16 protein-coding genes are annotated in these 14289 nt (G+C 53.0%); 5 read left to right on the top strand and 11 right to left on the bottom strand.

What is annotated here, in order from left to right; genetic code table 11:
• Positions 1 to 18: 18 nt before the first annotated feature.
• Entirely contained in the window at positions 19 to 876 is an 858-nt protein-coding gene (gene licT / locus KGP26_RS06170; RefSeq protein WP_021805518.1) for a BglG family transcription antiterminator LicT, read from the top strand.
• Positions 877 to 925: 49 nt separating this feature from the next.
• On the opposite strand, the gene mak is transcribed toward licT, so the two are convergent.
• Complete coding sequence (gene mak, locus KGP26_RS06165) at positions 926 to 1834, bottom strand: fructokinase (protein ID WP_037375267.1); 909 nt, start codon at positions 1832 to 1834, stop codon at positions 926 to 928.
• A gap of 240 nt (positions 1835 to 2074) precedes the next feature.
• Here mak and rdgC point away from each other — a divergent pair, with 240 nt between their 5' ends.
• Positions 2075 to 2986 carry a recombination-associated protein RdgC gene (rdgC, locus tag KGP26_RS06160; protein WP_021805520.1) on the top strand — a complete coding sequence of 304 codons (912 nt, stop codon included), beginning with the start codon at positions 2075 to 2077 and terminating at the stop codon, positions 2984 to 2986.
• Between the two features lie 76 nt (positions 2987 to 3062).
• On the opposite strand, the gene ppnP is transcribed toward rdgC, so the two are convergent.
• The 6 genes from ppnP to KGP26_RS06130 form a co-directional block, all read right to left on the bottom strand.
• Positions 3063 to 3353 (bottom strand): pyrimidine/purine nucleoside phosphorylase, encoded by a 291-nt coding sequence (gene ppnP / locus KGP26_RS06155; RefSeq protein ID WP_021180225.1) that lies wholly within the window; start codon positions 3351 to 3353, stop codon positions 3063 to 3065.
• 184 nt (positions 3354 to 3537) lie between these two features.
• Positions 3538 to 4467, bottom strand: a complete 930-nt coding sequence (locus KGP26_RS06150) for a DUF1177 domain-containing protein (RefSeq protein WP_021805521.1) — start codon at positions 4465 to 4467, stop codon at positions 3538 to 3540.
• A gap of 60 nt (positions 4468 to 4527) precedes the next feature.
• Complete coding sequence (locus KGP26_RS06145) at positions 4528 to 6096, bottom strand: OPT/YSL family transporter (protein WP_021805522.1); 1569 nt, start codon at positions 6094 to 6096, stop codon at positions 4528 to 4530.
• 213 nt (positions 6097 to 6309) lie between these two features.
• A complete protein-coding gene (locus KGP26_RS06140) occupies positions 6310 to 7083 on the bottom strand; it encodes an IclR family transcriptional regulator (RefSeq protein ID WP_223665156.1) in 774 nt (257 codons plus the stop codon).
• Positions 7084 to 7487: 404 nt separating this feature from the next.
• Positions 7488 to 7682: a YaiA family protein gene (locus KGP26_RS06135; protein ID WP_021180227.1), complete on the bottom strand. Its 195-nt coding sequence runs from the start codon at positions 7680 to 7682 to the stop codon at positions 7488 to 7490.
• Positions 7683 to 7740: 58 nt separating this feature from the next.
• On the bottom strand, positions 7741 to 8130 hold the full coding sequence (locus KGP26_RS06130; protein ID WP_223665155.1) for a nuclear transport factor 2 family protein: 390 nt from the start codon (positions 8128 to 8130) through the stop codon (positions 7741 to 7743).
• A 98-nt stretch (positions 8131 to 8228) separates the two neighbouring features.
• On the opposite strand from KGP26_RS06130, the gene KGP26_RS06125 reads away from it, so the two are divergent.
• Complete coding sequence (locus tag KGP26_RS06125; RefSeq protein ID WP_179250792.1) at positions 8229 to 8951, top strand: AraC family transcriptional regulator; 723 nt, start codon at positions 8229 to 8231, stop codon at positions 8949 to 8951.
• Positions 8952 to 9056: 105 nt separating this feature from the next.
• Here KGP26_RS06125 and aroL read toward each other — a convergent pair whose 3' ends face one another.
• Together aroL and KGP26_RS06115 are read right to left on the bottom strand one after the other, a co-directional pair.
• Positions 9057 to 9581 (bottom strand): shikimate kinase AroL, encoded by a 525-nt coding sequence (gene aroL, locus KGP26_RS06120; protein WP_021805524.1) that lies wholly within the window; start codon positions 9579 to 9581, stop codon positions 9057 to 9059.
• 119 nt (positions 9582 to 9700) lie between these two features.
• Positions 9701 to 10219 (bottom strand): GNAT family N-acetyltransferase, encoded by a 519-nt coding sequence (locus KGP26_RS06115; RefSeq protein WP_021805525.1) that lies wholly within the window; start codon positions 10217 to 10219, stop codon positions 9701 to 9703.
• 219 nt (positions 10220 to 10438) lie between these two features.
• Between KGP26_RS06115 and KGP26_RS06110 the strand changes: the two genes are divergently transcribed.
• The gene (locus KGP26_RS06110) at positions 10439 to 10900 is read left to right on the top strand and encodes a GNAT family N-acetyltransferase (protein WP_021180230.1); all 462 of its coding nucleotides are present in this window, start codon (positions 10439 to 10441) and stop codon (positions 10898 to 10900) included.
• 277 nt (positions 10901 to 11177) lie between these two features.
• Here KGP26_RS06110 and KGP26_RS06105 read toward each other — a convergent pair whose 3' ends face one another.
• On the bottom strand, positions 11178 to 11459 hold the full coding sequence (locus KGP26_RS06105; protein ID WP_021805527.1) for a DUF1471 domain-containing protein: 282 nt from the start codon (positions 11457 to 11459) through the stop codon (positions 11178 to 11180).
• Positions 11460 to 11794: 335 nt separating this feature from the next.
• The gene (locus KGP26_RS06100) at positions 11795 to 13156 is read right to left on the bottom strand and encodes an esterase-like activity of phytase family protein (protein ID WP_021805528.1); all 1362 of its coding nucleotides are present in this window, start codon (positions 13154 to 13156) and stop codon (positions 11795 to 11797) included.
• Positions 13157 to 13580: 424 nt separating this feature from the next.
• Here KGP26_RS06100 and aqpZ point away from each other — a divergent pair, with 424 nt between their 5' ends.
• Entirely contained in the window at positions 13581 to 14276 is a 696-nt protein-coding gene (gene aqpZ, locus KGP26_RS06095) for an aquaporin Z (RefSeq protein WP_021805529.1), read from the top strand.
• Positions 14277 to 14289: the final 13 nt, after the last annotated feature.

The following is a 14289-nucleotide window of genomic DNA, read 5'->3' as shown; positions in this document are numbered from 1 at the left end:
AGCGGGCCGGGAATAGCCATGAAAATCGCTAAAATACTCAATAATAACGTAGTGATTACGCTGAATGACCATCAGGAAGAAACGGTGGTTATGGGGCGTGGCATTGGCTTTCAAAAGAAAGCCGGGGAAAGTGTGGATGAAAGCCTGATCGAAAAGGTGTTCACCCTCAACAGTGGCGAAATGAGCGAACGCTACAAAGAACTGCTGGCGGAGATCCCGCTGGCGTGTGTCACCACTGCCGACAAAATCATCACCCTCGCCCGCGAGCGGCTGCCGGGGAAACTGCATAACATTGTCTACATCACGTTGACCGACCATATCCATTTTGCGCTGCAACGCCACGCGCAAGGGTTGGATATCAAGAACGCGCTGCTGTGGGAGATCAAAAAACTCTATCCAAACGAGTTTGCCATCGGGCTTGAGGCGCTGACCATCATCGCCCAGCGTCTGGAAACCACGCTGCCGGAAGACGAGGCCGGATTTATTGCCTTGCACCTGGTCAACGCGCAGCTCAATGACGAAATGCACAACACCCTGCATATCACCCGCGTGATGCAGGAGATCCTCAATATCGTCAAATACCATTTCCGTTTTGACTACAACGAGGAGTCGCTCAGCTACCATCGCTTTGTCACCCACCTGAAATTCTTTGCCCAGCGCCTGTTAGGTAAGAATTACGTCAACAGCGAGGACGATTCGCTGTATCAGGTGGTGAAGGAGAAATACCGCGAGTCATTCGCCTGTGCCGGCAAGATCAACCAGCACATCGAGAAGAGCTACCAGCACCAGTTGACCAGCGAAGAAATGCTGTTTCTGACCATCCATATCGAGCGGGTACGCAGCGAAAGCGAAAAGAATTACACGCCGAAGGAGTGAAGCTGGGGATCACAACGGGCACTGCATGCAGTGCCCGTACGAAGGTATGTTACACCTGAGGCCAGAGCCAGGCGGCACCGCGCACACCGCTCGAATCACCGTGAATTGCCTTACGGATTGGCGTTTCGCACTCGCCACCAAATACCCAAGGTTTTACCAGTGACGGCACCGTTTGATACAGCCGTTCCACGTTGCTCATCCCGCCTCCCAGGACAATCATATCGGGATCAAAGAGATTGATAACGTGCGCCAGAGACTTTGCCAGCCGCATTTCGTAACGCTGAATAGCCAACTCTGCCACCGCATCCTGTTGTGCAGCCAGCGCCATAATTTCGTGACCTTTTCGCGCCTGACCACTCAGCCGCGCATAGTCGGTGGCGAAACCGGTCCCGGAGATAAAGGTTTCAATACAGCCTGGCTTACCACAGTAACAGGGCACCTCGGAGCGAAAACGCAGTTCATCCTCATCTAGCCACGGCAACGGGTTGTGTCCCCACTCGCCGGAAATGCCGTTGCCCCCGGCATGCACCTGGCCGTTTATCGCAACTCCAGCCCCACAGCCGGTGCCAATGATCACCGCAAACACGGTTTTTTTTCCGGCAGCGGCCCCATCCGTGGCTTCCGATACCGCCAGACAGTTGGCATCGTTGGCTAGCCGCACTTCGCGCTGCAGCATGGCAGAAAGATCTTTATCCATCGGCTGGCCATTCAGCCAGGTAGAGTTGGCGTTTTTTACCAGGCCGGTAAAGGGCGACAACGTGCCTGGGATCCCCACGCCCACCGAGCCTTGCTGGCCTGTTTTTTCCTCCGCCAGTGTCACCAGCCCGCAGATAGCCTCCAACGTCAGCTGATAATCATGACGAGGGGTGGCAATGCGATGACGGAACAGTTCTGCCCCATCGTTAGCCAACGCAATCACTTCAATTTTGGTGCCACCCAGATCGATACCAATACGCACAATTTCTCTCCCCAATTCAGCACGACAACAAACTTGCCGCCCAGTGTAGCGCATAGCCCGGCTCACGCCACGCTCACCGAATGTGACACCAATGGCAATTCCCCTATCTGGCTGTATGAAACGCGGCAGCGGACGCAAATCAACGGGAATGAGGCGATTTTTCAGCGTCAATTCGTTATTATGCCGCCCTGCTTTTGATGAATCTGCGTGCCAAATGCACGCCCAGCCTGGGATAACATTATGCTGTGGTTTAAGAATTTGATGGTTTACCGTTTGAGCCGCGACGTTGCGCTAACTGCGGATGAAATGGAAAAACAGCTCAGCGCCTTTGCCTTCACCCCGTGTGGCAGCCAGGACATGGCGAAAACCGGCTGGGTTTCCCCGATGGGCTCTCACAGCGACGCACTGACGCACGCGGTTAACGGCCAGATCATGATTTGCGCCCGTAAAGAAGAGAAGATCCTGCCCTCTCCGGTACTGAAACAAGAGCTGCAGGCCAAGATCGAAAAGCTGGAAGGCGAACAGCATCGCAAGCTGAAAAAAACCGAGAAAGACTCCCTGAAAGATGAAGTGCTGCATAGCCTGCTGCCACGCGCCTTCAGCCGCTTCAACCAGACCTATATGTGGATCGATACCGTTAACGATCTGATTATGGTCGATGCCGCCAGCGCCAAGCGCGCCGAAGATATGCTGGCGCTGCTGCGTAAGAGCCTGGGTTCTCTGCCGGTAGTACCTTTGACCATGGAAAGCCCGATCGAGCTGACGCTGACCGAATGGGTCCGCTCCGGCGAACTGCCAGCCGGCTTTATCATTCAGGATGAGGCCGAACTGAAAGCTATTCTGGAAGAAGGCGGGGTGATCCGCTGTAAGAAACAGAACCTGATCAGCGACGAGATTGCCGTGCATATCGAAGCGGGCAAGCTAGTGACCAAGTTGGCGGTAGATTGGCAGGAACGCATTCAACTGGTGCTGGCCGACGACGGCTCACTCAAGCGCCTGAAGTTTGCCGATACCCTGCGCGATCAGAACGATGATATCGATCGTGAAGATTTTGCCCAGCGTTTCGACGCCGACTTCATTCTGATGACCAGCGAACTGGCGGCCTTGATCAGCAATACCATCGAAGCCTTGGGTGGCGAAGCACAGCGCTAATAAACAAAAGGGGCGCAACGTTGCGCCCTCTGGGGAATGCCGGGGAAAATCTTCATCCCCGGCCAAACAACACTGATTACTTACTCAGATAACGACACAGGTAGGCCGTCGCATCGGCAACCTGAACGTTGAATTCACTCTGCGCAGGCACGAAGAACTTCTCGCCTGGCGTAAACACCTGCCAATCCGGTGCGCCCGGTAACAGCACTTTCAATGCCCCGGTGATCACCGTCATCTCTTCCGGCTGTGCGGTACCGAAGGTGTATTCACCCTCTTCCATCACCCCGACGCTGGTACGACCGATGCTGCTACTATCGTAACCGATAGACTTCACTTTCCCGGCAAAATACTCGTTCACTTTCAGCATAGACTGGCACCTGCGTAATCATCTTTGAGGGATCTCCATATTGGGGGATGAAACCGGGTCTGTCACTGGTTTTTGATGCGAAATGCGATCGTTACGCATGGCAAAACATGAGCGGGATCAAACAATGGGTTCGGCGGCCAACGTTCGGCGTTCTCTTGCTCATTCCATCTGGCGGAGATCACGGTTATTTCCGCTGTTGAAAATGGCTCAGGCTGCCATAAAGCGCCAGCAGACGGTCATATTCAGCAGGATCGTAGAAACTGCAGGTACCACGCCCAAACTCTTTGGCCACTTCCACGGCAAACTTCACCGCCAGCGCGATATCCACTTCATGGCTGGCACCGGTGCCACAACCCGGCACTACCGACTCAGTACAGATTGCCACACCTACTACTGGCGCTGCCGTAGCAGTTGAGGGTTGCAGGATACTGTTGAGGTGATGAACGTCATTACCATAGGGCGTAATGTCCTGCATGGTGATCGGGAAGGTCACTGCCGGGCGGCCACTGGTCATTTCCATGATACGCAAAAGGTCTTCCGACACCCGCAGGATGTAGCCCTGTTTCACCGTCGGTGATAGTGCATAGCCCTTATGGTTGATAATACGATTGCCCTTGGTGGTATCGATCGACAAAATGGCATCGGCTTGCGGCACCACTTCGTTATCATTCATCGTGACGTCATCGATGGGCGAATCCATAAAATCGACCGGATCGTGTGGGCGAGTGGGTGCGTTCGGGCAAATATGCGTAGTGATCACCACGTCACCAGGCAGAACGTCACCTTTGCGCTGCATTTCTGCCAGCTTTAGCGCACTGGCGATCGCCGCAATCGCCCCATCACCGTCTGACACCAATCCTATACGCGTGGGGCGAGCTCCAATGCCGCCCAACCGGCCAATAATTCCCAAGGTTGGCGCATCACCACCGGATTGCTTGCCTGCACTGCCAGGGATCTCGATGCGGACAAAATCCGTGGTGCCCTTCTCACCGCTGACACGATGAGTGCTGGCCTTGACCGACGGGTAGTGGGCAAACAGATCGACCACGTCCTGCCCTTTGACATAGGCATTATCAATCAGCTCAAAGACCTGCAGCGTTTGTTGCAAACTCATGTTAATCCCTCGCAAATGTTGCCTGATAGGTTTATGCCTCCCGCAATTGCAGGCACGGCGTTACTTTCCCTTGCTGGAAAAGATCGAATTGAAGAAGTTGTATAGCGCATCACCGGCAATAAACCCGGCAGCCATGATCTCCATCGGCGCGCGGCCTTTATCCCCCCAGCGTTTGATGATCAGAATGCGCAACGCGATACCGGCAAGCACCGCCCATCCTGCCAAGGCATTATTAATCAGCAAACCTGTCGCAAGCAGCACGCCGAGCTGGCGTTTAGGCCCGCCAATAAACTGCACTATCGCGCCTGGTATGGCCCAAATCAGCAGGCTGGACGCAATACCGGGCTGGGCTCCTGCCTCAATGGTTTTGGCGTATACCCGGGCCACCGGTGGGATCAACTCCTGCAGGAAATAGCTGGTGTAAGAGAGATAAACCACGGGAATGGCGATCACAAAAGCAATCATGGCGGCAATCAGCTGAATACGCCGCCCCAGCAGTTCCTGCTGTAAATCCTTACCGTAACCCCGCAGGATAAAACCGGCTTTCAGGTCAAACCCCATATCGGCAAACGCCGGCCCGGTCGCTGCGGTAAAACCGGTCAGAATGCACAGCGCCAGAGGAGGGAAACCAAGCATGATCCCCACGATCAGCGTGATCAACGCCACCGCAAACGCCGGAAACCAGCCGGAATGCATCGCCGCAATGCCGACGATCAATTCATGTACAAAGGCAGCAAACGCGGCATAGATAACAAACAGCACCAGCATGGTCAGCGACATTTCGCTGTATAGCCCGCCCCCCAAAGCCAGCATCCCGGCAATCACGACATATCCGACAGCCCCCAGCCCCAAGGCCTTGCGTACTTCGCTGTCAGGTTGGGTATAGGTAGAGGTCGAACTTTGATTTTTGTTGCGGATCACCTGCACCACCTGGATCAATGCCACCAGCCCGGCACCGACCATCACGCCATGCGGAATATAGTGCGCATTGATGTCGACACCGGTCAGCGGCTGGCCATAGGCACGCAACAGCAGGCCAACACCGAACATGCTCAACGCCCAGATATTGCCAATAAATGCGGTACCGAAGGCCGCCATAGGGATCTTCAACATGGAGCCTGCAATCCCCACAACAACGCCGACAACCAGTAACCAGGCCTGTTTACCACCACGGTCACCGGCCTTGATAGCCTCCGCCGCCGCGACTCCCGGGGGCCAGGCATTGGCCGCTGGGAACACTTTAGTGTCAAACATCCGGTACAGCAGGTAAGCATCTAGCAGCATCGCCGCCGCTACGCCGCAAAACATCGGCAGGATCAATTGCGGTTGTCCCATGACATAAGGCACGGCAATCGGCATCAGCAGGCTATTGGCCGCCCCGAAGGTGGCTGAGGAAATTACCGTTTGGGCCAGATTCTGAGTGTGTATCGAACGATAGCGTTGGAACATGCGCAGCGGGATCCGGGCCAGCAGCATGGCGATCAGCGCACCAATAATCGAAGTATTAGGCGTCACGCCCAAGGTGGTGATCAACTGTACGCCAATTATCGCCCCGACGACGGATAACAGCACCATCACCAGTAACGTACCGATATCTTTCAATGGATTACTCGTTATATCTGGTTTCATAAATCCACCCTGTGAATATCCCTGCTAAATGGCAAAAATAATATTTCGGACACAGATTGCCGATAGAGTTCCATTATTCGAAACTCTACGCGGTGAAATAAATTATTTAGTGCCTGCCTTGGCCGCATTAATGGTAGAACGACTCTCTCTACCATTAACTCATCAGCGAGATGCCCTGGTGTTGGCGCGCTAATCAAGCCGGTTTACGGTGATCTATTTGATCTGTTGCCAATAGTCATCACCGAGTTTTTCTGCCAGTTGCCGGGAAACCGTCATTAATGCCTCAAGCACCTGGGGAGAATAAGGCTGCTCCTCGGTCTGGGAGGGGAAAGAGAGACATAACCCCACCGTCTCACTACGGTGTTTATTCCTCACCGAGGTTGCTAACGAACTGATACCCGGCAGCGTTTCGTTACGGGCCAATGACCAGCCCTGCTGCCGGATGGTTGCCAGCTTTTGCAGCAACGCCTCCAGCGTTTTGGGAGAGTTTGCCGAGGAGACTTCGTAGCCGGTTGCGAAACGCTCACGCACCTGCTCATCACTTTCCCGCGCCAGTATCGCGCGCCCCACAGAGGTTTCTGCCGCTGGCGAACTGGCCCCCACCGGTGTCACCACCTGTAGGAAATGGCGGCCAGGCAGCGTACGCATCACCCAATTCTCCCGCCCCTCCAACACCGATATATAGCCGGTACAGAAGGTTAACTGATTAAGCTGCATCATCGCCGCCGTGGCACTTTCCACCAGCGGAGTGGAAAGATAATGGCTGGTCACCCCAAGCAGCAGATAGCCAATATGATACTGACGGCTTTGCGGATCCCGCTCTAACAGCCCCTGGCTTTCCATCGTTTGTAGCAGGCGTGATACGGTGCTTTTTGGCAGCCTCAACCTTTCGACGACATCAGTAAAAGAAATTCCTCCTTGGCCATGCGTTATCTGCCGTTGAGAAAACAGTTTTAATACCGCGGCAGCATTTTCCAAGGTCGTCATAATTTGCCTTGTTCCACTATATGGAACTCAGTTCCCAGTCGATATTTAGAAACCTAAAACCAACACCTCTTATCGTCAAGAAGTTTATTTTTATTACACGGTGAAATCACAGCGAATGATGCTTTAATATTGAAAATACTGCACAGATCGCCAAGTTATTTTTCGAGTGAGTTGGTTTATATCCGTCTTACAGCGTTAATATCAGCATAAGATACCAATATTCACCCAGTCATCAGTGCGGGGGATGCCGCTATTAAAAGATTGCGCAAGATATAAATCGCGAGAAGTCTCGAACAGAATGATGAGGATGGACCCAAAGGCGGGGAAAAACCGGTCATGGATAGCACCACGCTGTAGAAAAAATGAAGCCGGTTTATACCGGCCACTTGTTGTTACACCGCTGGCTATTCGCCCAGGCTTTCATCTTCGTAACGCCGCTTGGCGTCTAACGCTTCCCGTTCGGTTTCGTGCTCGCTGATCAGCGTATCAGGTTTGGGGTGATCGGCCCGTAGCTCATACCAACGAACCTGCTTGCCCACTTCGCCCTTGTCTACGGCCTTGATACGCGCCGTTCTCGGGTAGGGAGGTTTACTCGGCATAGTGCTCTCCAATGTGATGACCTGCGGTTAAGTATAGACAACCACACGGAAATGCCAGTTATCGGCGCGACCCCAAATCCCGATCCTGGTGTTCACCGGCCAGCAACTGCGTCAATTCAACACAGGACTGGATCTGGCCATCACGCACGGTGAAATGAGCCAACACCCTGATCTGGCTCTGGCTGCCATCACGTTTTTCAATATTCACCCAATGATGGGTGAAGACATTTTCCCCATCAGCGGCGATGGCGAGGATCTGAAGCTGCATGCTGCAGGTGATCTGTTTAAGCAAGGCCATATGCTGGATAAACTGCGGGTAATCTAGCGTATGACCATCCACCGTCTGGTGATAGTGGCGGCTGAACAGATTGGCAATCAGCTCGGGCTGGTGTTCAGAGTTAGCTACAATTTGCTGTAAAGCCGTAAGGACAAGGGTTTGGTGGATCATGCTGTTTTCTCCGGTGTGATAACGCCCGAAGAGCATAAAGGCAATCAGCAATGGCATAATAACCGTATCAAGCTATTCAATAACGCTAATCGGCCAATCTGATGAAACTGCACAGCGAACGTTTGTTGCACGCTAAAAAACACCTGACGCCCTGGCATCAGCATCAACAGGGGCAGGTCTATCTGTTAAGCCACGGCATGATGATGTTGGAAACCGCGGGGCGGCAGTGGGCAATGACCGCCGGTAACCTTGGCTGGCTGCCGCCCCACTGTCCTCATCAGGCACTGGCCTGCGGCAAAGTGATCGGCTGGATCCTCTATTTACCCGAGAGCTGCTGCAATACACTGGCGGCAACGCCACGCTTGACCGCTGCCAACGCCTTAAGCTCGGCGCTGGTTGAACGCATTGCACAGTTTTCCGCGCCGCTTGAGATGGCGCAACAGCGTTTGGTGCAGGTTCTGCTTGATGAGATGCGAAGCGAGGAGGCCGAGCCGCTGCAATTACCGCTGCCGCAAGATGCCCGGTTGCTGAAGATTGCCTATGGCTTATTGAACGATCCCGCCAATGTGCGCCAACAAAGTGAATGGGCTGCATGGGCGGGCTTAAGCCCCCGCACCCTTAGCCGACGCTTTATGCAGGAAACCGGCATGAGTTTTTCCCGCTGGCGTCAGCAAGCCAGGGTGATCCGTTCGTTGGAGGCGCTATCGGCCGGTATGCCCGTTGCTAACGTCGCCAACGAATGTGGCTATGATAACGTCAGCGCCTATATTGCCGCCTTCCGTCAGCGATTTGGCATAACGCCAGGGCTTTATTTTACTTAGCGGCATACAGTTAAGCGGGCGCAGCATGCGGCGCCCCCTACAGCACATAGCGAGTTGGTTGGGGTTGGTCAGTGAGATCGTGGCACAAGGTGTGGCCTGGGTAAATTACTTCACCGCCTCGCCTTGCAAGACCGCCAAGATTTGCTCGACTACCTGCTGGGGATTAGCGGTGCCATCCATAACATGGTGCGCGGCCTCCTGATAGAGAGCCTCACGTACCGCCAGCACTTCCAGCATTTCTTCGGCGATGGGACGGCCAGTGAGCGTTGGGCGCTGCCCCTCTTCCGGAAACTCTGCCAGCCGTTGCGCCAATACGCTGGCTGGGGCACGCAGGTAGATCACCGTGCCATGCTGGCGCATAAAACGCCGGTTCTCTTCGGCCAGGATCGCCCCGCCGCCAGTGGCAACTATGGTTGACGGTTGGGTCACCGCTTGCAGGGTCTGGGTCTCGCGCTGACGAAAACCCTGCCAACCCACCTGTGCGACCATTTCCGCTACGTTCATTTGCGTGGTTTGCTGCATAAACAGATCGGTATCGATAAACCGATAGCCCAGCGCCTGCGCCAATGCACTGCCGACCGTGGTTTTACCTGCTCCACGAGCTCCTACCATAAAAATGGCTTGTGTCATTACGGGTTGTCCCTTTTGCGGTGACTGAATGCATTAGATTGCCTGCGAACCTGCCCGCAGGTCGATCGAGCGTTGGCGTTGTAACTGCATCATACCGCCCTGAATCTGTATTTCAATCTTTACGATAGTGTAAATTCCATAGCACAGCGGCTATTGGCAGCAAACCCATGCTTTACCTCCTGCGCCAGAAGATGCTGTAGATACGCATCCAACCGTGCAACAGGAATGGTGCGAAAGCCAAGGCGCTGGTAATAAGGTGCATTCCATGCCACTTGTACGAAAGTCGTTAGCGTTAACCGTTGGATGCCTTGGTGCAAGGCCAGCCCGGCAATCTCTTCGACTAGGCGCTTGCCCACGCCTTGCCGCTGCCAATCGGCCGCGACCGAAAGCTCGGCGATATGCCAGCTGTGCGCAAAAGGCTGAACCGCGATAAAACCGGCGATCTGCTCAGTTGGACTAGCCATCACCCACTCCCGCTGCTGAGCAATAAAATCGACGTGCTGCTGCGGGCTCATCACCTCGCCTTCGGCAATAAACTGTAACTCTGGCTGCTGGCGAAACAGTTGGGCGGCGGAACGTTCAACCGCGACCAACTGCGGGATATCCTGCGGTTGTGCCAAGCGTAGCTTCAGGTTCATGTCTGGCTCCTGGTTAGCGGCCGGCTATTTAAACAGATTTTGCCGCAGGCAGAAATCACCAATAGCGCCATATGATAATGACTCTCATTTAAATATTCAATCAACAGCGAAGATACGGCATCCTCTTCCCTGAACAACCTCAGCAGATAAAAAGCCAAAAGCAGTCGCCACACGGCGGCCTTGCAGGCTAAATTGGTATCTCAACACCGGGGGATAAATATGGCTCAACAGATTGTTACGCTGACAGACTACCCACACTTTGCCGATGTCTGTGCCGCTTGGGCATTCGGCCAATGGGGTTCACAACGAGGTGGCACGTTAGAACGTACCCGCCAACGCTTTGCTTTGTGCAGCAAACCCAGCGAGGACTTCCTGACGCTGCTGCTGATTGATGGCGAACGCCCACTGGGGATGGCCAGCCTGTGGCCAAGTGACGACCATCATCGCATGGATCTCTCCCCCTGGTTAGCCGGTGTCTTCGTGCACCCAGATCATCGGCGGCAGGGTATTGCCCAGCGCCTGGAGCAGGCGATCGTCAGCGCGGCGCAACAACGCGGCCATCCCGTTCTGCATCTGATCACCGATCACAGCGAGGCGTTGTACGCCGGTTGGGGCTGGCAGACTATTGAGCGCCGCCAGCAATATGGCGACGAAGTGGTGGTAATGGAAAAGCGATTGTGACCGGTAATCAAGTGTCACCAGGCATCATAAAATAAAAACCAAAAAGGCTGCGATAATAATCAACCAACACAGTATTGGACAGATTATTATCCGCAGCCGTCTATACCCGTCGCCTTTCAAGCTGCAGCGTTGTTACCTGCACTTACACACCCCAGTCACTTACTAAACGTAAGCTCCTGGGGATGAGTAAGTTTGTCGCCTAGCTGCAGCTTGAAATTCATAGGGTAATTCATATTGGCCGAGCTAACTGACCACTTAACTATTTATCGTGACTTAATTAACGATAAACTTCTGCAGTACCGCGCCAAGCGCTGGAATCCCCTGGATTATCCAGGCCAATGATTCGATAGTGCGTTGCACCGTCTTCAGTCGCTTTTTGTTTCAACGCATGGATAGCGTCATCCGGTGAGCCGCTGATACCGGAAACTGACACCACGCCGATGCTCTGCATGCTGCTGGCTTGAGCGCTATCAACCTGTTTGGCGCCCATGGTTGCGGCCATGGTGGAGAATGAAGCGGTGGCGATCAGTGCTGCTGCGATGCATGGTAATAGTTTCATGATTGACTCCGTTATTTTCATTTGAACTCGTTCTCAGTGAGGTTAATTATGAGTTAACCATTGAAAACAGACGTCATCCAATGTAAAGAAGCTCAATCATTGTGAGCAAAATAAGGAGAAAGTGAGAGTGGGTATTTCCTGATAGCGCATAACTTTATTTATAGCGCAAATTTTACGCTCTATTTGAAAAAATTAATAATTATATTTAGTCAACTGAGGTAACCCGGTTTATTTTATAGCAATTTTCCTTCTCCCTGCCCCCGCTTAACGGATAATTGGGCCAAACCTGGCCCAATTATCCGGCAGACATTCCTCTATCGACTTGCTACGCCCGTTCAGCGCAATGGCTCTGGCAGGGTTAACACCCACAGTTCACTCAAGGACTCTGGCTGTGCCAATGGACGCAATTCAATCGTCGTGTTTACCGGTTTACCTGCCAAACTCAGTTTCCCTTGCTGATCCAACTGATAATCGCCAATCTTCTTCCCTTCAGGCTCGGCGTTGACCAGCTTGGCCTGCAAACCAAAATCATTGTCGTTAATCACCGCCAGTGTGCGGTTATCGATCAGCGCCAATCCTTCCACCTTTTCCTGCTGCCAACCCAGTTTACGCAGATCGACCACTTCACGTTTCTGGGCCAACTTAACTCCGCGCTTGGCCAATTCGCTGGCATCAGCAAATTCTAACGCCTTACCCTGGCCGTCGAACGACGTCAGATCGCTGGCCTGGCTGAGATCAACCAGATAGATCTTGTTCATCATCTGTTTGTCTTTGTCACTGCCCTGTTCGATCAGCAGGATGTGTTGATTATCGACCGCCACGATATCGCCAATCTTGGCATCTTTGGCTTTCTGGTAACGGGTGATATCGATCGGATAACCATACATGGCCGTTTTGCCACTGGCAGGGTCAAAGCTGACCAAACGGGTAAACTGCGCCTGGTTTTTGCTCTTGCCATCGATATCCAGCGTGCTCTGCACCGCGGCCAGGATCCGCCCATCCGGCAACCGGGTTACGCCTTCAAAACCCCGGTTCGGTTGACGCCATTTAATGATGTTAGGCAGACCGCTGGCAACCGCCTGCTCACCCGCTAACGGCGTTGGGCCATATTTCGCCAGGATCTTACCCTGGCCATCGATATGGATCAGGAAGGGGCCATATTCATCACTCAGCCAATAGCCTCCCTTGCCGTCTGGCGTGATCCCTTCGGTATCCAACCCGCGTTTGTCACTCGGCAGCGGCTTGAGCGTATCCGTCAATGCCACTTCATTGGTTGAGCCAATCAGGTTGCCAGGCAACGGCAAGCCGCTAATAGGGCCTTTATCATCGTGCAGAGGACGGGCTTGGGTGGCAACGGCCTTACCGCCACCAATACGGATTTCCATCAATAAGGGAACAAAAGCCGGATTGGCAAAAATCTTGGCCTCCTGTTTGCCGACTGCTGGCGCATCGGCGTTCGGGCCACGATCGGTCACGGTAGTCAGCAGTAGATCCCCCCCTTCCTGGCCATTAAATACCAGCCCGGAACCAATCCCTACCGGTAGCCCATTGGGAAACTGGCTGGCAAAAGCGCCGGAATAGCCCACGCGATCGCCATCAGGAAAGCTGACGTTGTAACGAGCAACGCCAATATCGGCAGCATGGGACAACAGCGGTAATACAGAGGCCAACAACACGCCAAGCGGTTTGATTCTCATAGCATTAACTCTTTGTAAGGGAAAGTAACAGCCTGAGAGCCTAACCACCGATGGTGACACTTTTATGACGACAGAGGTTAAATTAGCAGATAACAAATAGAAATAAACAATCAGCCCTTCATTATTGAGTGATAAAAACCAATTGAAAAATAAGAATTTACCCATGCGAAAAATAAAACACGGAATTAATCCTATATAAAATAGGAAAATTACCCATAAGCAAGATAAAAAAACAGCAAAAAATATGATAATTTCTTAAAATACTCGCTTTCACATAGACAAAATAAAAAGATAGGGCTTTAATACCGGCCGTCATCGAAGGTGTGCGCGAAAATTTATGCTATAGGCCACTACAATATTAAAAAGGTGCTCTATAGTTTTAGTGCTAACGCCCGTTAGTTTTTTCCCCAGCAGGATGGAGTTTATGTCAAAGCGACTTTTTGCCGAATTTTTCGGTACTTTTTGGTTGGTGTTCGGTGGTTGTGGTAGCGCAGTGCTGGCCGCAGCGTTTCCTCAATTAGGTATTGGTTTTGCTGGTGTGGCTTTAGCGTTCGGCCTTACCGTGGTCACCATGGCCTACGCTGTCGGCCATATTTCTGGTGGGCACTTTAACCCAGCGGTCACAATGGGATTATTTGCAGGCGGCCGTTTCCCTGCCAAAGATGTTATTCCCTATGTGGTTGCTCAGGTAATTGGTGGTATTGCTGCCGCCGCGGTACTTTATTTTGTTGCCAGCGGAAAAGCCGAGTTTGATGCAACTGCCAGCGGTTTAGCCTCTAATGGCTACGGTGAGCATTCACCGGGTGGCTATTCTTTGCAGGCCGCCATCATTATTGAACTAGTATTGACTGCATTCTTCCTGATCGTTATCCATGGTGCGACCGATAAACGCGCACCGGCAGGCTTTGCGCCTTTGGCCATCGGCCTGGCGTTGACGCTGATCCATCTGATCAGTATTCCTGTTACCAATACCTCAGTTAACCCGGCACGTAGTACCGCCGTGGCAATCTTCCAGGGTACCTGGGCGTTGCAACAGCTGTGGGTATTCTGGCTGGTACCGCTGATCGGCGGTGTTATCGGTGGTTTGATCTACCGTTGCCTGTTAGAAGACAAGAAGTAAGCGTGGATTTTCA

This window comes from Serratia sp. JSRIV002 (genome assembly GCF_019968725.1).
Lineage (GTDB): Bacteria > Pseudomonadota > Gammaproteobacteria > Enterobacterales > Enterobacteriaceae > Chania > Chania fonticola_B.
Note: the sequence above shows the minus strand (reverse complement) of the source record. Positions and strands in the feature narration are given on the sequence as shown.